Annotated in this window: 24 protein-coding genes; 12 read left to right on the forward strand and 12 right to left on the reverse strand. The window is 42.6% G+C overall.

Features of this window, described 5'->3' with window-relative positions; translation table 11 throughout:
- Nucleotides 1-559 precede the first annotated feature (559 nt).
- From FSB75_RS12560 to FSB75_RS12570, 3 genes are all read left to right on the forward strand, one after another.
- The gene (locus FSB75_RS12560; protein WP_146787935.1) at nt 560-922 is read left to right on the forward strand and encodes a hypothetical protein; all 363 of its coding nucleotides are present in this window, start codon (nt 560-562) and stop codon (nt 920-922) included.
- A gap of 1401 nt (nt 923-2323) precedes the next feature.
- Nucleotides 2324-3553 carry an AAA family ATPase gene (locus FSB75_RS12565; RefSeq protein WP_146787938.1) on the forward strand — a complete coding sequence of 410 codons (1230 nt, stop codon included), beginning with the start codon at nt 2324-2326 and terminating at the stop codon, nt 3551-3553.
- On the forward strand, nt 3510-4091 hold the full coding sequence (locus FSB75_RS12570) for a hypothetical protein (protein WP_146787941.1): 582 nt from the start codon (nt 3510-3512) through the stop codon (nt 4089-4091). The genes FSB75_RS12565 and FSB75_RS12570 overlap by 44 nt, the downstream gene beginning before the upstream one ends.
- 42 nt (nt 4092-4133) lie before the next feature.
- Here the strand turns inward: FSB75_RS12570 and FSB75_RS12575 are convergent, their stop codons facing one another.
- From FSB75_RS12575 to FSB75_RS12600, 5 genes are all read right to left on the reverse strand, one after another.
- On the reverse strand, nt 4134-5576 hold the full coding sequence (locus FSB75_RS12575) for a hypothetical protein (protein ID WP_146787944.1): 1443 nt from the start codon (nt 5574-5576) through the stop codon (nt 4134-4136).
- A 338-nt stretch (nt 5577-5914) separates the two neighbouring features.
- Complete coding sequence (locus FSB75_RS12580; RefSeq protein ID WP_146787947.1) at nt 5915-6097, reverse strand: nucleotidyltransferase domain-containing protein; 183 nt, start codon at nt 6095-6097, stop codon at nt 5915-5917.
- Nucleotides 6098-6418: 321 nt separating this feature from the next.
- Entirely contained in the window at nt 6419-9661 is a 3243-nt protein-coding gene (locus tag FSB75_RS12585; protein WP_146787950.1) for a DEAD/DEAH box helicase, read from the reverse strand.
- A gap of 167 nt (nt 9662-9828) precedes the next feature.
- The gene (locus tag FSB75_RS12590) at nt 9829-10056 is read right to left on the reverse strand and encodes a hypothetical protein (protein WP_146787954.1); all 228 of its coding nucleotides are present in this window, start codon (nt 10054-10056) and stop codon (nt 9829-9831) included.
- 389 nt (nt 10057-10445) lie between these two features.
- Nucleotides 10446-10667 (reverse strand): DUF2188 domain-containing protein, encoded by a 222-nt coding sequence (locus FSB75_RS12600; protein WP_146787958.1) that lies wholly within the window; start codon nt 10665-10667, stop codon nt 10446-10448.
- A gap of 562 nt (nt 10668-11229) precedes the next feature.
- Between FSB75_RS12600 and FSB75_RS12605 the strand changes: the two genes are divergently transcribed.
- The 5 genes from FSB75_RS12605 (at nt 11230) to FSB75_RS12625 (ending at nt 14646) form a co-directional block, all read left to right on the forward strand.
- Nucleotides 11230-11811 carry a hypothetical protein gene (locus tag FSB75_RS12605; protein WP_146787964.1) on the forward strand — a complete coding sequence of 194 codons (582 nt, stop codon included), beginning with the start codon at nt 11230-11232 and terminating at the stop codon, nt 11809-11811.
- Entirely contained in the window at nt 11808-12347 is a 540-nt protein-coding gene (locus FSB75_RS12610; protein ID WP_146787968.1) for a helix-turn-helix transcriptional regulator, read from the forward strand. Before FSB75_RS12605 ends, FSB75_RS12610 begins: the two co-directional genes overlap by 4 nt.
- Nucleotides 12348-12349: 2 nt before the next feature.
- Nucleotides 12350-12790: a hypothetical protein gene (locus FSB75_RS12615; RefSeq protein WP_146787971.1), complete on the forward strand. Its 441-nt coding sequence runs from the start codon at nt 12350-12352 to the stop codon at nt 12788-12790.
- Nucleotides 12791-12881: 91 nt separating this feature from the next.
- On the forward strand, nt 12882-13403 hold the full coding sequence (locus FSB75_RS12620) for a hypothetical protein (protein ID WP_146787974.1): 522 nt from the start codon (nt 12882-12884) through the stop codon (nt 13401-13403).
- Between the two features lie 262 nt (nt 13404-13665).
- A complete protein-coding gene (locus tag FSB75_RS12625; protein WP_227990571.1) occupies nt 13666-14646 on the forward strand; it encodes an HIT domain-containing protein in 981 nt (326 codons plus the stop codon).
- Between the two features lie 164 nt (nt 14647-14810).
- Here FSB75_RS12625 and FSB75_RS12630 read toward each other — a convergent pair whose 3' ends face one another.
- The 5 genes from FSB75_RS12630 to FSB75_RS12650 all read right to left on the reverse strand — a co-directional run bounded on the left by FSB75_RS12630 (nt 14811) and on the right by FSB75_RS12650 (nt 17417).
- On the reverse strand, nt 14811-14990 hold the full coding sequence (locus tag FSB75_RS12630; RefSeq protein WP_146787977.1) for a YjzC family protein: 180 nt from the start codon (nt 14988-14990) through the stop codon (nt 14811-14813).
- Nucleotides 14991-15074: 84 nt separating this feature from the next.
- A complete protein-coding gene (locus tag FSB75_RS12635) occupies nt 15075-15512 on the reverse strand; it encodes a DUF3761 domain-containing protein (protein ID WP_146787980.1) in 438 nt (145 codons plus the stop codon).
- Between the two features lie 664 nt (nt 15513-16176).
- Entirely contained in the window at nt 16177-16395 is a 219-nt protein-coding gene (locus tag FSB75_RS12640) for a hypothetical protein (RefSeq protein ID WP_146787983.1), read from the reverse strand.
- A 66-nt stretch (nt 16396-16461) separates the two neighbouring features.
- Entirely contained in the window at nt 16462-16854 is a 393-nt protein-coding gene (locus FSB75_RS12645; protein WP_146787986.1) for a response regulator, read from the reverse strand.
- A 257-nt stretch (nt 16855-17111) separates the two neighbouring features.
- A complete protein-coding gene (locus tag FSB75_RS12650) occupies nt 17112-17417 on the reverse strand; it encodes a hypothetical protein (RefSeq protein ID WP_146787989.1) in 306 nt (101 codons plus the stop codon).
- Between the two features lie 235 nt (nt 17418-17652).
- Between FSB75_RS12650 and FSB75_RS12655 the strand changes: the two genes are divergently transcribed.
- Entirely contained in the window at nt 17653-18072 is a 420-nt protein-coding gene (locus tag FSB75_RS12655; RefSeq protein ID WP_146787993.1) for a response regulator, read from the forward strand.
- 162 nt (nt 18073-18234) lie between these two features.
- On the opposite strand, the gene FSB75_RS12660 is transcribed toward FSB75_RS12655, so the two are convergent.
- Nucleotides 18235-18462 (reverse strand): hypothetical protein, encoded by a 228-nt coding sequence (locus FSB75_RS12660; RefSeq protein ID WP_146787996.1) that lies wholly within the window; start codon nt 18460-18462, stop codon nt 18235-18237.
- A 158-nt stretch (nt 18463-18620) separates the two neighbouring features.
- On the opposite strand from FSB75_RS12660, the gene FSB75_RS12665 reads away from it, so the two are divergent.
- On the forward strand, nt 18621-19013 hold the full coding sequence (locus tag FSB75_RS12665) for a hypothetical protein (RefSeq protein ID WP_146787999.1): 393 nt from the start codon (nt 18621-18623) through the stop codon (nt 19011-19013).
- A 321-nt stretch (nt 19014-19334) separates the two neighbouring features.
- Here the strand turns inward: FSB75_RS12665 and FSB75_RS12670 are convergent, their stop codons facing one another.
- A complete protein-coding gene (locus FSB75_RS12670) occupies nt 19335-19844 on the reverse strand; it encodes a phosphatase PAP2 family protein (RefSeq protein ID WP_146788002.1) in 510 nt (169 codons plus the stop codon).
- A 445-nt stretch (nt 19845-20289) separates the two neighbouring features.
- On the opposite strand from FSB75_RS12670, the gene FSB75_RS12675 reads away from it, so the two are divergent.
- Nucleotides 20290-21909: a cache domain-containing sensor histidine kinase gene (locus FSB75_RS12675; protein ID WP_172623136.1), complete on the forward strand. Its 1620-nt coding sequence runs from the start codon at nt 20290-20292 to the stop codon at nt 21907-21909.
- A 100-nt stretch (nt 21910-22009) separates the two neighbouring features.
- The gene (locus tag FSB75_RS12680) at nt 22010-23035 is read left to right on the forward strand and encodes a T9SS type A sorting domain-containing protein (RefSeq protein WP_146788008.1); all 1026 of its coding nucleotides are present in this window, start codon (nt 22010-22012) and stop codon (nt 23033-23035) included.
- Nucleotides 23036-23101 lie beyond the last annotated feature (66 nt).

Below are 23101 nucleotides of genomic sequence, written 5' to 3' on the forward strand. Positions count from 1 at the left end.
TGCTCGTTGGCCGAAGGTTGCCGGCACATAGCCGAGGAGTTCGGGAAGGCGTACTTACTAAGGCCCATCTACGGTTAGCCAAATTTTACAAAGAACTGGCCTTCCCAAACCCGCTACGGCTATCCCGGTTTTACACCGGTTTTTTGGGTTTCTTGGCAAATAGAATAGCAGCAATGCTTTGCCCGAAGGGAAGCTTTTTGTGGGGAGTGGTTTGCAGTGAAGAAGCGAAAAGCAGGAGCATGATTTCTTACATTTTGAAGTGTAAAAAATGTAAGTCCTTTGTAAGTTGAGATATAAAAAAGGCGCGGGTCTCAGCTTACCGACAGGAGGCTCTGGGGAGCCTTGACACGATAAGAGAGAGCCCACGCCGGAACGTGAGCCCTTCACTCATCCTCTCGTGTCTTTGAAATTTCCCAGATTTCCTGTCGAGACTCAGAGCGAATTGCTTCAATTACTTATGAAGAATCGCAAATTTATTTATACGATTGTAAATATAGCAATTTTTACGTCTTACGCTACACCGTAACAAATTTTTTTTCAAAAACCTGTTTTTTTCCAAATGGCTAAAAACAAAGAACAGGTATATGTGAAATACAAGTATGCTTTAGCCTTTAAGCTATTACTAGATAAGAACAAGAAGCAACGAAAAAGGAATGACAAAAAAGGCGTAGTAGATATGAATCTTGACGATAGTTATGGCAAAATTTCTAGTACGACCGGACTTCGCCCTGCTACTCTTTCAGAAGCTTTATCTGGCCTTTCGGAGGTTAAAGCCACCACGATTGACTTAATTCTTAATTCACTAGGTGCTTCGTATGCCCAATTCGGAAAAATCATGGATAATTTAACCGAAGAAAAAATAATTGAATACAAAAAATTAAAAGAAGAGGAAAGGACAGTGAGAGCGACGAAAAGAGGTTGATTAAAGTTGTACTTAGTCAAGATCTTAATACTCAAACATAATACAAGGTGGCAAAAGCATGATTTTATAGTCTGCCAGTAAGTAACTGCCATATCCGGAAAGCCGCGAAAAGCAATGCTATTGGCCCAAGAATATACCAAACTAAAATATGACCTCTGCGGGTGACTTTGCGTTTGCGTTTTTGTTCATTGAAAAATTCTTCGAGCATAATAGATTCTTTTTATGTGGAAGCTTACTATCATAAAAGGCACGGCGTTACTAAAGATCGTAGGTCTTTCAGTTTCGCTAACTTGATTGCTCCGTATTTATGCAGATAAAACTTGACGGACTGTGATTGCTTTCACCTAATAGCAGACGCGGCATTTTCGTTTGCCGTATTCTTTGATCGCTTTTTGCTCTGAAACTTCAACGATGGTGTGGGTACACCTATTTAAACCTTTACACGATTTTGTACTGTGGTAAGCAATAGAAGTTTTGCTATTGCAAACAAAAACATTATTCAGAGGCTTGGCCGATGTTAGTACGGTTGAGAGCAAAACACCGTAGAAAAGCTGACGGAACATAAGAGAAGGTTTTGGTTTACCCGCTAATATAATTGTAAATTCAACTCACTATGTGAACGCAAGTTCTCATAAGCAGAAAAATCCGGCCTTCGTTTCTACGAAGGCCTTTGTCATGTAAAGGATAGGGCTTTCTTTGGCGCTTTCATCCAAGATGCTTTTATTTAAGCATGAGTGATCAGGATATAAAGTAAGCAAGTAAGTTTTTGTAAGAGTAGCGAGCGCCGTCCTTAAAGTATTTATCTTCTACCCAATTGCCGGTGAGCAAGAGCGGAAAAGAATGATCTTTCCGGGTGCAACAACTTTTTTAATGATGGAAGTGATTTGAAGGATTTGTTGTTGTTTGTATTCTGGTAAATGTGTAAGCGATGTTTTCACTCCTGCAAGATAAGCTTTGGTGAAAAGCGGTTGTAAATAAAGATAGTTCAAAGTTTTTTTGCTGTTTTGATTGTGCCAATTATTTTAGTTAGGGTCTTCACCTAAGACCAAAACTTTTATGCGATTTACGTTAAGCTTGCAAACATACCAAGGTTCCTTCCGTTCAACTATCAATATCCGCTTTCTTCGGCTATTTATAAAATCATCCAACATGCGGATGTACAAGGAAAGCTAGGTACGGGCCAATGAATAAAATTTGGAATAATTATAAGCCTCCAAAACGCAGAGGCTTTTTTACCGTATCCAAAAGGTTACGCGCTGTTCCTTGTAGAACTTCGGACAAATTTGTAGAGTAAGTAATTCACTTACTTTTGTTTACGTTTCGCTAACCGACAGCGCGGAATAAATTTCAATAGCAGAGGGCAAGTAAACCAATGTTTTCCTGAAAGAAAGATTGTGATTCATGCAAGAGAACAGCGTATATTTAAAAGAGGCTACTTTAGGAGGATATAAGTCCATTAAGGATATTACTATCGATTTCAAACCGGGTTTGAATGTCATCATTGGCAAGAACGCTGCCGGAAAAACAAATTTCCTTTATTTTCTTCACCGGATGTTATCGTTTGAATACGAAAACCTGAGTGATTTTTTCGCCCGGTTGACGCTGTTACAAAATGAAAATGTGTTCCAAGTAAAAGCAAAAGGTTCATTCAAAGAAGATATAGTAAACGGCAAGCCTTTTTTTGGCGGTTCAGATTTGGAAGCGACTTTTTTTTATAATTCTGAAGTTATTGCAGAAGCCGAGGACCTGAATTCAAATTTTTTTCAGAAAATTCGAAACTACAATTTCCTCTTCTCTACTACTTTGATTACTCATGGAATACCCGATAATTTTTACTTTGTAACAAAACCACTGAATATTAAAGTTTCAAGAACCAAGTTTAGTTCGGACCTGTTTAGAATAATTGCGGAGGGAGAAAATGTTTTTTTTCCAAAGAGCATTCTTACTTCTTTTATTTTCTTAGGGCTGCTTTCTTCTGAAGACTTTACGCAAGAAGGCGTCGAGAAAGAAGTCAATAATGTATTGAACGGCATTGATTCTCTAAAAAAGCATTTACGCTCAATTACCCCCATTAAAGACATTCGTTTTAATAAAAGTCTAAATGTTTTGATAGACAAAACCAACGGTGAATTCAGTGTCAATAATCTTTTGCTTGAATTTTACATTGATGATGAATGGTATCCTTTTGACCAACTCTCTGACGGTACCAAGCGATTGTTTTATATCATCTCTGAGGTTGCTTACTCCGGCGAGTATTATTATGCAGGCAAAGCTATGGCTGTGGTATCGAAAGATGACGGTCGAGTTATCTTACTTGAGGAACCCGAGCTTGGCATACACCCACATCAACTACAAGCACTATTACGCTTTTTAAAAGAACAGGCAGAAGATAAGCAAATTATTCTCACTACTCATTCGCCTCAAGTTTTGGATGCCTTGTCACAAAGTGACCTTGATCGAGTCATCATTGCTTATTCGGATAAGCAAGAAGGAACCAAGCTTCGGCATTTAACTGATGCAGAAATGAGTAAGGCCAGAAAATACATTGAAGAAGATTTATTAAGTGATTACTGGCGGTTCTCGGACCTTGAAAAAAAAGATAAATATTATGAGGATAGGCTTAGTGGGTGAAGCGCCAACTGACACAAGTGCGATACAAAATCTTCTGCGCAAACGTTACCCCGCTCCTGCTTATGACTTCGTAACGCTTCTCGATCAGATTCACGGCAGCCTGCTGGACAGTCAAAAAATCAAACGGTTTCTTCGAATTGAATTTGAAGATAAACGCCCGGACATTGTTATTTTCATTCGCGACCTTGACAGCATTCATACGCACAGTCAAGTGTTTAGCGAAAAGAAACGATACTTTTCCGAATCAAACCGTGTTGTAAATAAACAGGGCATTTTTCTCTTGAATATTTATGAAATTGAGGCGCTTGTTGTTGCCGATATTGAAGCTTTTAATCGCAAGTACCAGACGGCTCTGGAATATAATGGTGATTGCATGATGCTGGAAGACCCAAAAGGATTTTTAAGGAGCCATTGCAAAAGTTATAGCGAAATTGATAATGCAGAACTATTTAAAGAGTTGTCGTTTGATACGTTGCTGGAAAAATGCCGGTATTTTCAGGGCTTCATTTATCGTTTTAACAAACGACTTGCTGTTTGAGGTTGTTTAAAAAGCCATTACCGAAATCCAAATTGTAAGGCGTTAATCGTTTAGGCCGACGCCAATATAGTAGTCTTCATTGTCAAGTTTAACGCCCGTGTACGCCTGTTGTAATTTAGAATGGTTACAGAAATATCCTTTAAATCCAATCAACGTTAAAATCAACTTGTTTATCAAATTGTAGAAACGAAGGCTGCAATAAAGCAAGTCCTTGTTAACCCTTGACAATGGCCTCTGCGGACCGAGATTTGTTATATCCGGAAACCGGCCGTGCAGAAAAGCGTTTCGGGTTTCAAGCGCCTGTTTGTCGTATTCATTCAATTCAATACCAAGATTCTCAAAAGGGGCGCTTAATTTTTCACGGTTTGTCTGCTGCAAAAGGTTGGGTATCTTGGATCGTATAACGGCAATCGCGTCCAACTCTGCCTCGGACTTTCCAATTGAAATTTCGTCCAATGCTTTGAGACAAGCTTTTAAAAAAAACTCTTTTTCTTGTTTGTTGCGAATCAAAGGTTCTTTTTTCTTGTTCCCTGGGATCAATTTTACTATTGACTCCAGCGCAATTGCGTAAGCACCCGGCATGAGCACCAGCGAGGCTTCTCCCGCTTCTATAATTAATGTCAAGATACTCATCCAATCGGCGGAAGAAGCCAGCAGGGAAATAAAAGAGGAAAATTGTTTTATGCTCAAAGGCTTTAATAGAGGTTGGTAGTGTTTTGCAATCTCGGACGGTATGGAAATACCGAAAGGATTCATTTGTACGGGCATGTAGTTGCCATGCATAGATGGCCTTAACGCAGCTACACAGAAGCTACTGATGTCTTTTTTCGCTTTCCTGTTATACAAAAAGAAATAGGCTTTATCACTCGGAAAATGGCCCATGAAGTAACCTAAAGCCAGTTGAACCAGATGAAATTTTTCTTGAAATCGCCTTAGTGTTTGCTTATTCGATGATTCAACAACGAGCCAGTTGCCGTGTGCCTTTTCTTCCAAAAAACAAACAGATATTTCCTCTTCCTGAAGCAATGCAACGGTAGCCATTTGTGATCTAAATCCTAAGTCTGACGTAAACAGGGCGGTTTCAATGATAAACATTGGATTTGCTTTTCGGGTAAGCGGAATAAAAACCTTTTGGTAATAAGTCTTTTTCCCATTGAATGATTGGTCGGAAAAGCAGCTGACAAGAATGTTTGTTTCGTTCAATGACCGTTGATTTACGTACCCGTTAATTATTCGCAGGTGAAACTGCTTGTCCTTGAAACCAACTCCTTTTATGTCCTTTTCTGAAATATTTACTATACTTTTTGAAGAGAACATGCCAAAGGCAGCTTTTACATTGTATTCATGACTTTGGGGAGAAAGAGTAGCCTTCGCCGGTTTCTCATTTTTTTTACTTGTAAGCTTTCCTCTTCTTGGTTTGTTAAGCGTTTTAATTAGATCTAATTCTTTAGCGTGGAAGCGTAACCCTATAATCTGATATTTCATGGCGGGTAATTTAAACTACTCTTGATACTTTGCGGGATTTTATAGATATGTTGCGCCAACAGCCAGATGTTGGTAATGGATATTCGAAACATAGTTCGTTCGCTGGTCATTGGCAGGGCAAGCAGAAATACCACCCTCCCTGCCACCGACGGCGCTAAGGCCGTTTTTAAGTGAAAGGTCAACTTGGGCGGAGAGGACGCTACCTAATGGATATGACAAAAATTTTATGGTCAAAGTTTTTGACAATAGAATTATTGTCAACTTCAAATAAGCGCTTTTTTGTTCTAGTATTTATAAGCGTTGTTTACTTCGTCTACTTTGGTCATAACCGGTATGTCCTAATTGCTGATGTATCCGTACGTGATGTGGCCTTCGGTGTAGCGGTCTTCTACCCAGTTGCCCGTAGCATAAGAGCCAAAGAGAATTATCTTTTCAGGGTTTACCGTTTCTACAATAAGCTGGGTTATCCGTTGGAGTTCCTGTTGTTTGCTTTCTGGGAGATGTGCGAGGGATTTTTTCATTATCGAATACAGGCAAAGTTATTACTTCTGGCAAAGCTCTAATATTCCGTCAGAAAATTAAGGTGAACTCAGTTGACGGGTAAAGTTGGATTGGAATAATTTAACCCATAAAGTAATCCTCTTTAAAGCAGTGGAATGAGTAGAATAACATTGTAATATTTCTGGCCTTGACAAATAACAGTTGGTACCGGTGATTACTAAAAAATAAAGCGTCGTCTAAAAGGGTAGCCGCAAAATTGGAAATAAGGAGCAAGGTGCATATTGCTGAAAGTACTAGTGCTCTTTGTTATTGTGCTAACAACATGTTGCACTAATTATGTTTTATTGACTTGCATAAACCGTCAAATCAATATTTCCAATGGTTGCCAAACAATGCTGAACGTTGCCAAGCAGTAATAAAATATCACTGGAAGCATTGCCTTTACTCAAGCTCGGTTGAACAATGTACATATGATAACGAACTGGCTTCGTCCATTTGGCTTGCTCTAAAAACTTCTCTAAATCATCTTCCGTGCCTTTAACGATTCGACTACACGAATTGTTTCCTAAAGTTTTTGTTTTTCGTTTAAAGAGGTGCGTAAAAATCTCTCGGCTGTCTTTGTGCTTCCATTTTAATGATTTCTGTGCTTGTCCGCAAACCTGATAGAAATTGTCAATGTTATTGCTTGTCTGCCCGTTTCGAGCATATTTGAGATGGTATAAGTGTACATTTATCGCGCTACCTGTGTCGTTAATGCCGATAATATCGGCTATTTCTCCTTTACCGTCATCGTCATAAATGAATTGAAATTCGTTTCTGATTTTTTCAATAAAATAATACTGGATTGAATCTTGAACGTAGGGAGCAATGTCCTGCGATTCTTTTTCAATATTCACACCTGTCCAGTCATCTGCAATAATGTTATCAAGAGATATGCCATCTGGTTGACTCTTTAACTTGACATAGAGGTTCCCAAATAACTGCGATCCGTCGGCAAACCAAATGGTTGGGACATAGTGCTGAAAGAACTGCAACAAAGATTCGGTTCTCGCTCCAAATTGAATAAAGCAGGTTTCGGTTGTCAGTTGTTTAACTTGGTAGTAGTTTTCTTCTGTTGCAGCATTCTTGCCAAGATCTATTTGGAATTGTACAGAAAACCGGTCTGTGTCGAGAGAAAATTGTAAAGCTTGATCAAGTGTTGGATTCAATAGATTTAACTCGGCATGTGCCAGGTCAAGCGGTACGCCATTTATCGTTAGGCCATACCGGTTCTCTGTATTCTCGTACATTTCAGGATTCCAATCAATTAAAACCGGCATAACGTTCTTAGGCCGCTCGTCTAACGATTCAACAGCCAAAGTATGTTTTAGCACGATGTTTGGATCAATCGTTTCATCTTCGACAATCGCTCCAATTGTTTTGCACCATTTGGTTAATTCATCCAAGTTCCCTCGTTGATACGACCAAATTTTCCCTTTAACAGAACACCCCAAAGACGTTTTTTCTCCGTCTTTATACCCAACACCGAATATGTTATTTTTTATGAGCGTTCCTTGCTCAAGTAATTTGATGCCGTCTTGAACACCTTTGCCGAAGTATGATTGAAAGGTAATGTCCTGACCGATGCCCCTTCTTGTTCCTACATTAAAAAGTGAAAGGCGGTTGACATCATAAAATATCCGAAAAACGCCCATCCCTGTAATCAGATTGAGATTGCCTTCACCAAATATTTTTTCCAGTAATTCGATTCCAGAATACTGTTTTATAGACGTATTTAAAAAGACCCGGTTAAAAGCTGGACCCACATCCCAATGAATAACAATAACGTCCCATTTTAAGTTTTGAACACTCACAAATGTGCCCCATTCAACCTGCTCAATTTTGCCTAAAATAATGACCAGCGTGTCCTTGTGGTTTGTATCACTAAAGACGTGTTCATAATCGGAAAAAAGTTCTTCCCAATAGTGTTTTGCGGGTTTCCACGCATTGACATTGGTTTTATAAATTATGGTGCTGAGAGCGGGATTAATTTGGGTGAAGGGGATTAAGGAATCATCCAGGTTTGAAAACCCATCTAAGAACTCTTTGATGCTAATTTCCTTTTGTGTTGCGTTGGCGCTTAAGCGAGGTAGTAATAAATTCCAATCTGCGTTTCGAGCGTACAACTGGTCTAGTTCTTCGTGGATGGGTGGATACGCTGTGTTCGTCACAAAGCTTGCGTTACCCAATTGACTATAAGAGGTTCGGGTAAAGCGCCCGATAAACTGTAAAGTAACCGGAATGCTTTGCCGCTCGTCGTGGATGGCCGCAATTTTTAGATTGGGTAAGTCAAATCCTTCACCGAGCATATTCACACAGACTATGATGGAATGATTACCTTTTTTAATCGCTTCGATTTTTGCCGCTAATCCTGGCGCACCAGTATAAACCACAACGGGGTTATGCTCTGGAAATCTTTGGTAATGATCAAAAACCTCCAATGCCCTTCGTTTGCTCATGCACCTCGCCATGAGGATGTGTTTAAACCCGGCCGTGAGATCTGCCTTCAACTGTTGGACGGCCCTTTCTGCAATTTTTTCATCGGCCAATTTCTTGTTGTACTCTCGGATTGGTAAATAATTAATAGTCTTGTAATACTTCTGCTCTTGTGCTTTTCGCAAGGAAAAATTAAAGATGATTTTCCCTTGCAAACTTTTCCCGTCATTCCGAAAAGGCGTGGCGGTAAAAAGAATGACTTTTGATGGATCAAATCTTTCTATTAATTCTTTCCAAGTATCCGCCTCCGAATGGTGGGCTTCGTCGACAAAAAAATGCGAAAAGAAGTGATTGAGTATTGCCTTTTGCTCAAGTGAAAGGCTTGTCAGCAGGTTCATTGTCGAAACGACAACGTTGCATTTTGAAACAAACTCTTGAAGTTCCTCAACATTGGAAAAAGCGTGATTAATTATGCCAACGATAGGGTTCAAGCATGACGGATTAACAATGCCATATTCCTTGAGTAAACCTAAGGTGATAAACTTTTCCGAAATCTGTGTTCTCAAAGAATCAGATGGAACAGAAACTAATAATTTATTACAAGAGTTTGCAATTAAGGTAGCCAACATCGTTTCAGTTTTGCCTGTACCTGTTGGCATAACAACTATTGCTTTTTCGTCCGGATTTTGAACATGAGCAAGAATGGAGTACAATGCCCCAACTTGCGGAGATCTTAGCCCCTTAATATTTGCCTGTTCATTCTCCTTTACCAATCTAAAGCTGTCTACCCAAGTTGTTATCACTTCGTCAGATGTCCTATTTTGAAATAATGGATGCTTGATCCACCTTTTAATTTTTATCCTACCAGAAGGTAAGTCCTTTTTTTTCGTTTTTTTCGTTGTTAATAAAGCATACTCGTAAGCGTCGATATTACTATCACTACTATCACTTGTCAAGAAATAATGAATACCTGCCGATTCAATTACAAAAGGCGTTGCACTGATAATTTGGATACTATCAAGAGTCGTTTCAGTACTAAAGTATTGCCATACTTCATTGCCATTGCTTTGAAAAATTAACTTCAAAACTTTTGGGAGAATTAGAGCCATTTTAATCGTTAGTTTGAATTAAGTCAAATCACCTTATAAAAACACTAAATTTATTAGCGGTCAGAAATTGTTTTACTCAGACTTTTGCCTGAATTCAATTAAGTCCTTTATCGATAGTTTTTTCATTTTGATACATAAGGTTTAACTAAAGTATTTCTTTCGGTTTTCTATCTAAGTTTGGCCGCGTAATTTTTCTTTACATATTTTCCGATAAAGCTATTTAACCCTCTTCCAGCTATTGCCAAACGCTTCATTTCCTCGATATAATTAGCTCCGGTACTACTGTACGTATACCGGTAAACGGACCAATCAGAAAATTGAACATCAATCAGGTTTGTGCCGACTTGGTAAGCACGAACGCCGGAATTGCCATTTAGATTTGCATAGGGAGTCATAATAAAGAGGTTTTTTTGTGGTTATTGTGAATTTTTTGAATTAGGCTTAATGGGTAGTAGCGACTACAAGCCTCCATCGAATATGCCCTTGTGCCTGCGTATGCTGATGATGGTTTTGTGGGGGTAGCGGGTGCGGGCTTACCGACACGATTTCGTGACCACAGCCATCGCAACGGTAGATTCCCGAATTGGATGTTTTCGCCCCTGGATGGTGTGTAAGATCAAAGGCTGAATGATTATTCAGCGTCAGGTAGGCAGAGTTTTTATAATAGGCCATTCGTAAATTTTGAAGTGGTGATTGAGATGTTTAGAACAACGTATAAAGGCGGCACTCGACTCATTTTCCATGATTGAGCAATGTTTGAAATGCAAGAGCCCGTGTTTATACACTACCCTTTAGGTGGATAGACGTCGTTTCCGTGACTGTCCTTAGCACGTATTTGCCCATTGCGCCCATGAATCACCAATTCGCTTCCTTGATTCTGTGCAATTTCTCGTGCTATTTCAATCGCTTGCTTTTGCGTGTCGGTAGTAGCGGTGTACTTGCTGTTGCCTTCTCCTTTTACGCTCCATTGCCCGTTGTTGGGCACGACGTGTTGATTTTTTCCCATTGTTATGAGTTTTATTGTGTTTAAATAAATGACCCATTCATTTCGCCGGTGACGTTGATTTCTTAAACAATAGAAGGCACAGGTTGTGTAGCTGCTACTGCATCAAGAGTTTAACCTAAGGGAGTTCTGTAAAGGAGGAAAAAGGAGCAGGAGGAGTGAAGGTGCTAAGCTTTCATAGTGTATTGCTTATCGACATTCCGACTCTATATTTGCGACCGATCAACTAATTACAGAAAAGGCAGCATCTTGCGATGCCAGGTTTCCGAGGCCTTTCTTTTCTGTTTTCGTTAGCCCCGTAAGGGGCTTTCCTATTTTAAGAACTTCTTTTGCTCATCAACAGCTTGTCCTGTTTTGTTTTCCTTAACAAACAGTGACAGATTTTCATCTCTTCACCAATATTTTTTTGTTTCATACGGTTTTGCTATTTTAACTGACTTTGATACTACTTATGATGAAAAATTAATTGCCCCTTGCAGGGCTTGCTTATCTATACCGTAAAATTACGGCCAATCTATGCAAATATACAATTCTTACCGAAAAAATAAACTTATAAGTTCATTTTATGGAACTCGTACCTATATTTGTTGGAACAAATTCAGATGATGGCGGTCTCTGGGCTATCCAATACAATGAAGAAACCGACGAGTTTGAGCGTCTTTTTGACCTATGGGCTAATGTAGAATATCTTGAAAGCTTTTTCCGTGAGCACATTCATGACCTAGCGGCCACCTCGTGGACTAATGACACCGATGAACTTATTGAAGAGACCGTTTTTTCCCTTCTGGATGAGGCCGAAGAACTAGAAGATGCACTTATTTACTATGTAAAAGGAGGGCTAGCGGGAAATGGCCTTGCTTTACAACAGCTCTTTAAACCGCTTGATAACCGAATTTACGAACTGAAGCCTTTACAAAAGAGCAAGGCTTCCATCCGGACCAGACAACGGCCGAACCCCAAACTCAGGATCTATGCCATCAGGCTCGCACCAAATTTGTATATCGTAACCGGAGGCGCCATTAAGCTTACTCATACGATGAATGAACGGCCTCATTTGGTGGCAGAGCTTCAAAAAATTGAACGAGTAAGAGAATGGCTGAAAAGTGAAGGAATTTCTGAACCTGAGGATTTAAACAACGAAGAATGACCATGGACCTTACTAAAAGATTGCAGGCACTTTCCAGCGACAAGCCTTCGGGCTGGCTGCAAAAAGCAGAAGAAAGGAAGCAGAACAGGAACTGGCAAAAACGTTCTGCGGCCATCGCCTTGCGTGTATTAAGAGAATTGCGTTACCAGGGTTTAACACAGCGTGATCTTGCCGAAAAAATGGGTGTTGCCGCACAACAAGTGAACAAGATTGTGAAGGGGCAGGAAAATATGACACTGGACACTTTGGTGAAACTTGAAACGGCATTGGGTATTCAGTTGTTGCATGATGGCAAGCCTCAGCCAATGGCCGTTTTAGGGTTTAGAAGTTTGCCGGTTGCTGAAAAGATTTCAAGGGGCTTTGCGACTTATCATCATGGATCATACATGGCTAGTACATGTGTTCTCGGCGGAGGATTTTCTTTAGATATCGATATCACGGCTGCGTTTGAAAATGCGAACGAAAAACAACTACATACCCAATATCCTGTTCCCGGAAAAGAAAAGTGGCTTCGACGACATACTGAATTCTCCTAACAATGACAGAAACACAACTGCCGGTTAGTTTTCAATTAGCAGATATTCAAACCGAGCAATTTGCCCTTATTGAAGCAGCTTATAAAGAAACCGAAGCTGAACACATAAAACTAAATTCAAGTTTTCGATTTGGCTTTAATGAAAGCGATAAATCTATTTTAGCGAGTCCACGCTTTTCTTTTGAACAGAAAGAAAACTCTTTTATCATTTTAGAAGTAGCCTGTATTTACACCATTGCGGATGAATCCTGGAGACACATGTTCAATGCCAAAGAGCATACCGTGACTTTATCAAAAGCATTTGCAGCTCATATTGCAGCGTTATCTATAGGGACCGTACGGGGTGTTTTGCATGCAAAAACTGAACAAACTCCATTTAATAAATTTATGATACCATTGATAAATGTGGCGGAGAATATTACAGAGGACGTTCTATTGAAGTAATTAAAGATTAAGCAGGTTTTGACAGACTATAACTTTTACATATGTTGGCGCTTGATCATTGACTAATTGATCAAGCTTATATTTAACTGATATGCCCATTACTCCTCTTTACTTTATCCAAGGTGCAATAACTATAATCTTATCAGCAATTGTAGCTTATCTCGTAAGCCGTAGTCAGAAAAAGCTAGACTATGTTTATGACTTTCGCAAATACATTCTTGATAAGCGTAAGAAAATATACGATCAAATAGAGGTCACGATTTCTCATCTAAATACATTCCGCTTCGATACATTGGAAGGCAACCATTGTCACGTATTTATGCTATCAGCGGACGCAGCTGGCGATCTTGAGCGAGAATTAGTTGATCTCTTAAGACACTCCTATTGGATGAGCAATGAGATGGCCATGCTACTCTCTAAAGTTAATCTCACTTTTGTACAAATTAACTCACGACAACAACATGGAGATAGACCTATAGATTCTTGGGGCAAAGAGTTTTTTCAGGATTTTTACAAGCTCGGCGAGGAACTTAAGGGGGTCTACTTTTTTGATGTCATGCACTTAAACAACCTTTCATTATTTAAGAAAAGTAAATCAACAAAAATTGGCTAAAAATCTTTCCTTTTTTTGACGTCCTTTTTTGTAGGTAAAACTTAATTTGTAAGTGGGCATCAAACCCTTTTAATTTCAGGAATGCTAAACAGAACTTGACTTTATATCGGTGTCATTATAAAACATGCTTTGCACTTACTGGTCTTTTCTATCTTTTACTATGAATAGAAGCCAGTAGCCTTATAAGTTGATGAGTGCTATTCCCGCATGCAGTTGTCTGGTCGGTGACTGTTTAACCTAACCTGTTTTGTATCTTTCTTCGATGAACTATCACCATCTCAAAGACTTCCTCCTACATCAAATGCGCATGTCGCATATCTACCAGCCGGTGATGATTAAGTGTTTGCTGCAAGAGGGAGGCATAGCTGAAGATATTACTATTGCCCGTGACCTACTACAGTACGACCCCAGCCAGCTGGAATACTACCAGCAGATCACCAATAACATGGTTGGCAAGGTGCTGCGCAACCGGCAGGTAGTAGAAAAAGAAAAGAAGCATTACCTCCTGACTGGTTTTGAACACCTGCATAAAAATGAAATAGCTGACCTGGTTACCATTTGCGAAAAGAAGATTGATGAATACATCGCTAAACGGGGTGATGCGATCTGGCAACACCGAAAGAAAAGCCGAGGGTATATCAGCGGCACTGCCCGTTACAAGGTGTTGAAGCGGGCACAGTTTCGATGTGAACTTTGCGGCATTTCAGCCAGTGAAAAAGCCTTGGAAGTGGATCATATACTGCCGGTTAACCTTGGTGGAAAAGACGAAGAAGATAATTACCAAGCTTTGTGCTATTCCTGCAACGCCATGAAACGAGATACGGATGCTACTGACTTCAGAGAAATAAAGGATCAGTACGAACACCGCGAGAAAGATTGTATTTTTTGTTTAATTGAAAAGAAACGGATTGTTTCGGAAAACAATCTTGCATTTCTTGTTTACGACCAATACCCGGTTAGTGATTTACACTGCCTGGTGATACCGAAACGGCATACAGCGGATTATTTTTCCATTTCGCAGCCGGAGATCAACGCGGTTAACCGCCTTGTACAGGATGGCCGAGAAATGATCCTGAAAAGGGATAAGACGGTATTGGGTTTTAATCTTGGTCTTAACTGCGGAGAGGCAGCCGGACAGACGGTGATGCATACGCACCTGCACCTGATACCAAGGCGAGAGGGTGATACTCCGACTGTCAGAGGCGGGGTGAGGAATGTGATTGCTGGGAAGGGGCATTATTGAAGCGTGAGGTGTATGTAGGTGCCGCTTTTTTATAATGAATTTACTGAAGCAGTTTATACGCAGTTAAAATTCAGGTCGTGAAATAAACGGTGCCTTAGGGAAGAGTGTATAACAATAAAAATCCGGCAACAATTGTTGCCGGATCTGAGATAGTGTAAAAAGCATCACCCCTTTGAAGGTTTGTGAACAGCTGCTCGAACCAGCTTGTAATGATAGCCGCTGAATTCTGTTGGCGGGAAATGCTCTCCTTTTACGCAGGTAACTTCGGTCACTTTCGAACCGTAGACTGTTTGCTCTTCGTAGATTCCGCTTTGGGGCACTTTTTCACCCGGTCGATAACTCATGTTTCAAATATTAAAGTTGATCAATACCAATAAAATTAGCAAATTGTTCAGAAAAATTGCAAATTATGTTAGCATTTTGCTTTATTAATATAGCCATTCTCTCACGCCCCCGTGATGCGAACAAGCGCCTCGGCCTGTTGCATAACTGCGGCTGCCGTCGTTACAGATAGCCCCGGTTCTTACCCTGTAAGCTCTCTGCTCCCTTGTTTCTTTGAGGGCCGGTGCATTGGTATTTACTGACTGCCAATTGTAGGCTGATGTTGCTTGTGTGGTAGTTGCAGAGATATTTGCCTTTGCCTGTTTTGAAGCCTTTACTTTTTTAGTATGTTCCGGTTGTCGTTGTTCCAATACCGCGATTAATGAATCAACCCTTTTTTGCAAGCCGCTTAGCTGAAGCTTGAGGGTTTGGAGTTCTGTTTCGGGGTTGCCGGGCGAAGCCGTATGTGTGTTGCAGGAAATGAGGATAAGGGCAATCAGGAAAAAGAAACGACTTGTACAAGCCGCCTGGATTTTTGGAAACATACTGTTTGTTTTGGTTGCACTAAATATAGACAGTTTCTCCTGAAATTATTTTTCACGTGTTGCAATTTTATTCAACGAGTTTGCCAGCATAAAAAGACCCTGCCAACGGCAGGGGTCAGATAATTGAACGTTAAAGGAAGTATAGAAATGAACAGGCTACACAGTTAATGCGAAACTACAAAGGATGCAGTGCTGTCGCCGACCCGCTACGACGCCAAAAAAACACACAACTGTACCCTCCTCTGGTTGTTATGTTATCCCTCTAAAAAGGATTCTATGAAATGGATTTGCGCTTTTGTTTGCACAAGGGCTTTTTGTGGCTTTCGTTTAAGGGTTTTCAATAAAGCGCTTAATTATTTGAACACACGCCTGCGTTTTTACGAGGTCCTTTTTACCTTGACACCGGATTTCATAGACTAATCTTTTTTTCGGCCCTGCGTGTTCATGCGGGGCTTTTTTATTACCGAATCCATGCAAGGCCTCGAATGCGGCAGTGTTCACCTAAATAACTTGTGCGTTAAATGCCTTTCCTTGTATTTTCTGTATCGCCACAGCCAACAGTAGTTCATTCAGGTTCATTTGGACTAAAAACAAGTGACAATGTGTGGAAGGCAGGGCAACGCTCATTTATCCCGGAAACAAAAGTGACTGTTCAACGAGCAGGTCAGGACACAAGGTGATAATCACCCGACCGCACGTCGTCAAGGCCAACAACGGTAACGCCGTAAATCGCCAGTCCGCAGCGTGCGTTTGGGCTTTCGTGGGGCAGCAGGGTGTTGTAATCGGTGCGGCTAATTTGCAGAAGACTGGGTTTTTCTTGGTGCTCACTTTTGTAGGCTATCACGGCACGTTCCAAACGTTGTTGCAGGGCTTGTGGGTACATTTTGGTAAAGATTTGGTGATGCGGAAAAGGGTATGCAAAACGGATGCTACGATTTTACCCGCTCGCCTACACGCAATGCAACATCCGGGGAATGAGCGGGTTGTACTCGCTCATCCTGACCGGTTTCACTACGCAGCTGGCTGCGCCAAAGCGAAGCGCCCGATTCATTTCTTCTACGTCGTTGGACGTGCTCCACACCACCACCGGAATTGTACAAAAGCGAGGCGTGAGCTTTAAACGCTTCAGCAGTTCAAACCCGGTCATGCCCGGCATGTTCACATCTGTGACAACAAGTACAGGCAGCTCGCCGCTTTCTTTTACACTGAACAAGTACTGCAAAAAGGGTTCGACGGACGAAAAGGCAAAAACAGGTTCTATTCCAGCGGCTTCGAAGGCGTCTCGGAGCAAGCCCCGGTCATCGGGGTCGTCGTCGACAATCACAACACGAAAAGCAATCATTTGGATGGCTTGTTTGAAAGAGAAAATAAGCAAGTTTTTCAGACCGTCAAAGCGTTTGTGGATAAGTAAACAAAGAAAGAATAGTGTCCGGCTGGATTAAACCCAAAAATGAGCCCCCTGATAAACAGAGGGGCTAACTGAGATGGTAGTTCGATTGGCCAACAGCCAAAGTGAATATAGCATACAACGGCCAAACCCAAGCTCAACAGGGAGATTTCATTTTGTGCCTGCGATTCCCGCACAGCCGGCAGTCTTTGCTAATGTTCCCCTTTCTTGCAACCAAGGAGCAGCCCTTCCTCTTTAAGCTTTCCCAATGCGTCCTGTATGACGTGCAGGTTGCCGTCTTTGATGCCTCTGAGCGAAAGGGGCTTTTCATTTTCTATTACAAAACAAAGCTCCGTGGGCAGGTTTGCTACCGCCAGCTCCGGCCCGTGGAGTTGCGGCATAAGGATATACGTTTCCCCGTCCTGGTAAAGGTCAAAGGTGACGGGGTGTTGGCTGATAACATTACCGGCCCGCTTGTAAGGCACCTCGATGGTCAGGGTTGCGAGCTTCTTTTTCACGGTACAAGGGTTTAAACTGAGCGGTTGCAAGAGCAAAGAGAGTGCCCCAAAAGTGGCGTGAAGCAACCCTCACAGAAAAGAAAATGTGAAACTCGACGAACCCTGAGAGCGAAACAGTATTCAACGCACTTTATGCTCGTTTAAAAGAGTCCGCAACCGCCTTTGTCTAAGCGTATTTAAGCCAGCGTTCGGTGTGTTTAATTTTGGGCTTCAACAACCCGAAAACGTGTGCAGAATGAAACCGGTGAAAAACACAACCATCCTTTACATGGACGATGACGGAGACGACATCGAGTTATTGCGCGATGCGTTCCATTCGCTTGACCCCGCCTTTCGTCTTCTGGAAGCAAGCAACGGCGAAGAAGGACTTCAAAAACTTCACGCGTTAAAACAGAATGGTGCGCTTCCTTGCCTGATTGTACTCGATTTGAACATGCCCAAACTCGGTGGCCGCGAAACCCTTCGGCGCATCAAAGAAGACGGTTTTCTTTCGAAAATCCCGGTGGTTGTTTTCAGCACGTCTGACAGCGAAAAAGACAAAGGGCACTTTCAACGTGAAGCGGTTGAATACATCACCAAGCCCGTCGAATACGCCCTGTTTTTACAAGCCGCAAAACGCCTACTCAACTACTGCGAAAGTCAGGTTCAAATGTGAGGAAGGGCTGTTTGCTCTATTAGTTGCTGACAAAGAATTGAGGTTAGGCCAAGCTTCGCCAAAGCGTAGCGCAACAACCAGCGCGAACGCTTAGCTTACATCCTTAAAGAAAAAAGCCTCCGTTACGAGCGGAGGCCGGGCTGCGTTACGACGCCGGTTGGCTTACCCTTTTTTTGTTTCGGATTTGACTTTGACGCCGCTGTATTTTTTGTGTTTGGGACGAACGAGGTTGTGCACCTTTTGGGTCGGCGTGGAGGTTCTTTTCAGCTTCTTTTTGTGGTGCTTGTTTTCCACCTTTACTTTTTTGCCGGTGGCTTTGACTTCTGTTTGCGCCGAGGCGGCAAAACCAAGTGCAGAGAAGAAGAGCAGTGAAAGGAGAATCTTTTTCATAAAGAGGTTTTTTTGTCCAGCTATGCAAAGGAAGGGCCGGGCTCGTTGAAAAAAGGCCGCATAAAAATGCAGCCCGTAGTAAAATCCAATATCCTATGAAAAACCTGCGGCAAAGATGAGCGTCAAACAAATGAAGACAACCCCGGAATTCTCCCGAAATGCGTGTGAAAATCCACCGAAGCACTGGAATATCCTTACCGCTTCATTTCGGTTTAACTTCGAGGAAGCTTGCCTCTAATGGTTGGATAGAAAGCGAGAACGTTTTTGGCCGTTGTCTTGTTTGCCCCGAACCGGAACGCAAACGCATCATTAGCGCTTTGGCCGATGCCTTATTAAATTGGTGCATTACCAGCAATCAGTCCCGCACTTTTTCGCTGATGGAAACACTGGCTGTTGCCATAAGTGACAATGCCAATCAAGTGGCTTACGCCATTCGTGCCGAGCTTGATACCGCTACAGACAGAAGGGCTAATCCGTTTATTTATGAAACCTCAACAGCGAAAATTTTCCTTACGCCGTCTGTTTCCGGTTCCATTAAAGGAGTTTCATGAAATGCAAAAGCATTGGATGATGCGGCTGCATATCATGGATTGGCCAATTGAAATATGAGCATTAATTATGAAACTGATACGCATGGCGAATCTGTTTTTTTAATTCTTCCACTGATAGTGTGTCGATTGCCCTGTGTAATATCCGGTGACAGTTGGCACCGGGTCGCCCAGGGTTGTTTTTGTTTGCACTTTAAAGGCGACCAGCGGTGAGCGGTGATGACATTCGATGTACCCTTGCCCTAATTCTCCGTAGGCTTTTCAAAGTTAAAGACCCAAGGCTTCACAAGCAAGGTAGCCAAGCAGCGACAGGGCCTGCTGCTTTTATCGTTTTACCCCAGGTTTGAACCATTGTTTTTGAACTGCGTAGCTTAGTGGGAGAAAATATTTGCGATATAGAAAAACGTAAACAAGACTGCTCACGGCAACACTGATAACCATGCTTGCGGCCACGTCAATTACGTGGTGTACGCCGACGTAAACCCGCGTACACGCCACCAACAGCGTCAAGGCCCAAAGCAGCACGCTACGTTTGGAATTAAAAAAGGCAACCGTTGCCGCAAGGCAAGAGACCAGCAGGACGTGATCGGAAGGAAATCCGTTTTCCGTATCGTGGGCAATCAGCGGAACAAAATGTCCCTCGACAAAGGGTCGCGGATCAAAGTAAAACAACCCGGCAAGCAGGGCGACGCTGTAGCTAATCAGGGCAACGGATAGGCCAAAGAAAACAAGCTGAATTTGCGTACTTCTTGCCTGTAAGAGAAAATAAATGCCGGCAATAAGAAAACAGACAAGATACAAGTCGTTGGCACAAAGGATAAAAAACCGGTCCATGCAGGAAAAGTAGAGAGAATTCAGGCAGACAGAAACAGGATTGCCTTGCTTTCAAAAAAACTTAACATCCATCGCGCCGGGAACTGAGGACAAGCAAACCTCCTCTCATCTTCGGTTTGTTCCGCCGCCAACTTTTGCTGTCAGGAAATCACCTCCGTCTATTGAATTTGGTGCGTCAAACGAACGTCTGCCAAACCGTTTATATCGGTGAAAATCAAAGAACCGCTGTGCATAAAAACATTACACGGCAACGAAAGCTTCGAAACGAAAGAGGCCAAACAGAATTAATTGTTACAAACACCGGTTTTGCGCCCTGCTTTGTGCGCGGTCATTTGCAATGCAGTGAATTTAATGTTTTCTTTGAATGCAAATCCGATTCCATGACCGCGCCGAAATCTCCGCTTGGCTTTTCCGCTTATTCTTTCTTTTTCAACCCTCACCAGCCATGAATAGCCTGAAGTCAAAAACCGGTCGCATTGTCTTCTCCGTTTCGACCCTCTGCCTTTTTTTGTTGGCCATGATATGGGTAAGCTATTGTCGCCAACGATCGTTTGATAAGAGCGATACCATCCGGTTTGCCATAGAAAGAAATTCTAACCTGGCGGTCGCATTGGAGCAATATGTAATCCGAACGCTGCACAATGCAGATGCGGTGTTACAGGTTGTAAAAATGGAGTATGCCGACAAGGGCGAATCACTGGACCTGAAAAATTTATTGAAACGAATATCCATAAGCCAGGATATCGATGATTGTGTTTCCATTATTGGTCCTGACGGCCGGCTGAAGATGGCAAACGTTGCCTTCCCGGGTCATGCGGCGGCTGATTTTTCAGACCAGCCGTATTTTATTTTTCATTCCCAAAACAATAGCGATTCCTTGCTGATCAGCGAACCCCGGGTATCAAGAGCTAGTGGAAAACCCGTGATTGTCATCAGTCGCAGACTCTATGATGAAAAAGGTGGATTTGCCGGTGTGGTTACCCTTGAAATCCAGCCGTCTGTTTTCACTTCCTTTTATGCGCAGGCGCATCCCTTGCAAAATGACATCATCTCACTGATAGCGCCCGATGGCATGACCTATGCCCGCAGAACCGGCGACGTCGAAAGCTCCGGGGAGGACGTCCATAAAAGCCCCTTGTTTCGGCATGTGGCGCAGTGTGCCGATAGCTTTTATTTTGCACCGGACGCGATCAGGCATATTCCAACCTGGTTCAGTTACCGCAAGCTTAACGACTACGCGATCATTGCTACCGTCGGAAGTTCGGAAGCCAATATTCTCGTTGATTTTACAAACCGGCAGCCTCGGTTTATTATACCCCGGGTTATTATATCCCTTTTTATTGTCCTGTTTTCTTTGTTCGGTGCCCAGTTTCTCTTACGCCGACGCAAACTCGCGGATCGGCTTTTGGCGGAAGAAGAAAAGTACCGGCGTCTTCTTACGCAGCAGATGGTCGCCGTGCAGGAGCGGGAACGGGAATGGATTGGCCGCGAACTGCATGACAATGTGAACCAGGTGCTGACGACCGTAAAGCTTTACCTGGAAATAGCAGCAAGGGAAGAAGGAAGTCCCCTGATACCAAGAAGTATGCAATTGGTGAATCGTTCGATCACCGAGATCCGCAATCTATCGCACCAGTTGTCTGCACCCACGTTGGGCACCGGTTCACTGGTTGATTCCATCAATGCACTGATTGAAACCGTGGCTTTTTCCAACCACTTGCAGTTTGCGTTTGATTATTCCGGATACACCGGTGTTGTGATGAGCCAGAAACTTGCCCTCTACCGCATTTTGCAGGAGCAGTTGACAAACATTGTAAAACACGCACAGGCCACGCATGTCTGGATATCACTTTTTGGGAAAGACGATAACGTCATACTAACCGTGAGAGATAACGGGAAAGGTTTTGATGCCACTTCGAAGACCCGCGGAATGGGAATTACTAATATTATCAGTCGCGCCAAAGTGTTTGATGGTACCGTACAGATTGAAACTGCTCCCCAAAATGGATGTTTGTTAACGGTTACCATGTCCAGGCAGGTCGTGGAAGAACGGAGCGTTCATTGATGCACCCAAGCAGGTTGTAGGCGTATTCGTTTTATACGCCTGGCTTTCTATATTTGCGGCATTCGCTGTAAAAACCAAAACTGCAGCCCAATATCTTAATATGAAAAACAAATTTATTCTGCCTTCGCGGGCCCTGCTGGCTCGTAATGTAATCAGCGCTTTCTTCTTCCTTTCCGTTTCTTTTACGGCCAAGACTCAAATTATTTGGAGTACCGGCAGTATGAATTTCACGCAATCAGGCGCCGGCCAGTATGACGCCATTTCGCCTCAGACCCATCTTGGTCGAACTACAGTGCTTAATAACCTCATTTGCCAAAACGTGTCCGGTCAGCAGCCCTGCAATTTCAATGTGTGCAATACCCAATGGGCTTACGGCAGCATCGCCAATTGGAATACTTTATCGTACAATACGCTTTATACCACCAACGGATGCGACCCTACAGCCATGATCGGGCGGCCGATGGTCCTGCATCTGCTGGCCGAAAACGTTTACCTGCAAGTGACGTTTAACTCGTGGACTGCCGGCAGTCCCGGATTTTCCTATAACCGCACAACCGGCAGCCTCTTACCGGTCCTGCTTTCCAAATTCAGTGGCCGTAGGAGCGGCAACGCTGGCGCCCTTGCCTGGACGACCGAGACAGAGATCAATTGCAATTACTTTACCGTGCAACGCAGTAGCAACGGAACCGATTATCAAACGATCGGTACTGTAATGACAAAAGCAGCCGGTGGCAACAGTAGCACGCCACTTGACTACGACTATTTGGACCCGCACCCGCTAAGCGGCAATAATTATTACCGCCTGGAGCAGTTGGACAGAGACGGCAAAAAAGAATACAGTCCTGTGGTAAAGCTGGCGTTTGGCAGTACTGAAAGTTCCTATAGGATCGTTCAAAATCCCGTTGCCGGGCGTATCGATTTAGTCATCTTCTCCTCCATCAGCAAGACCGTCACCATCAAGATTGTTAGCATGGAAGGCCGGGTCGTCAAGACTTTGATCAAGCAAATCACCAGTGGCGATAATAATTTGCAGGTGGGGCTGGAAAACCTGCCTAACGGGCTGTATGTGCTGCAGGTATGTGAAGAGGGGAAACATGCTTTCACCGACAAGGTGGTAAAGCAATAACCGCTTTCCCTTGCCCTTCATCACTTGGCCCAAGCTCAATGCGCAATGGGACGAACGATAACCAAG

This window comes from Flavisolibacter ginsenosidimutans, assembly GCF_007970805.1.
GTDB classification, from domain to species: Bacteria; Bacteroidota; Bacteroidia; order Chitinophagales; family Chitinophagaceae; genus Flavisolibacter; species Flavisolibacter ginsenosidimutans.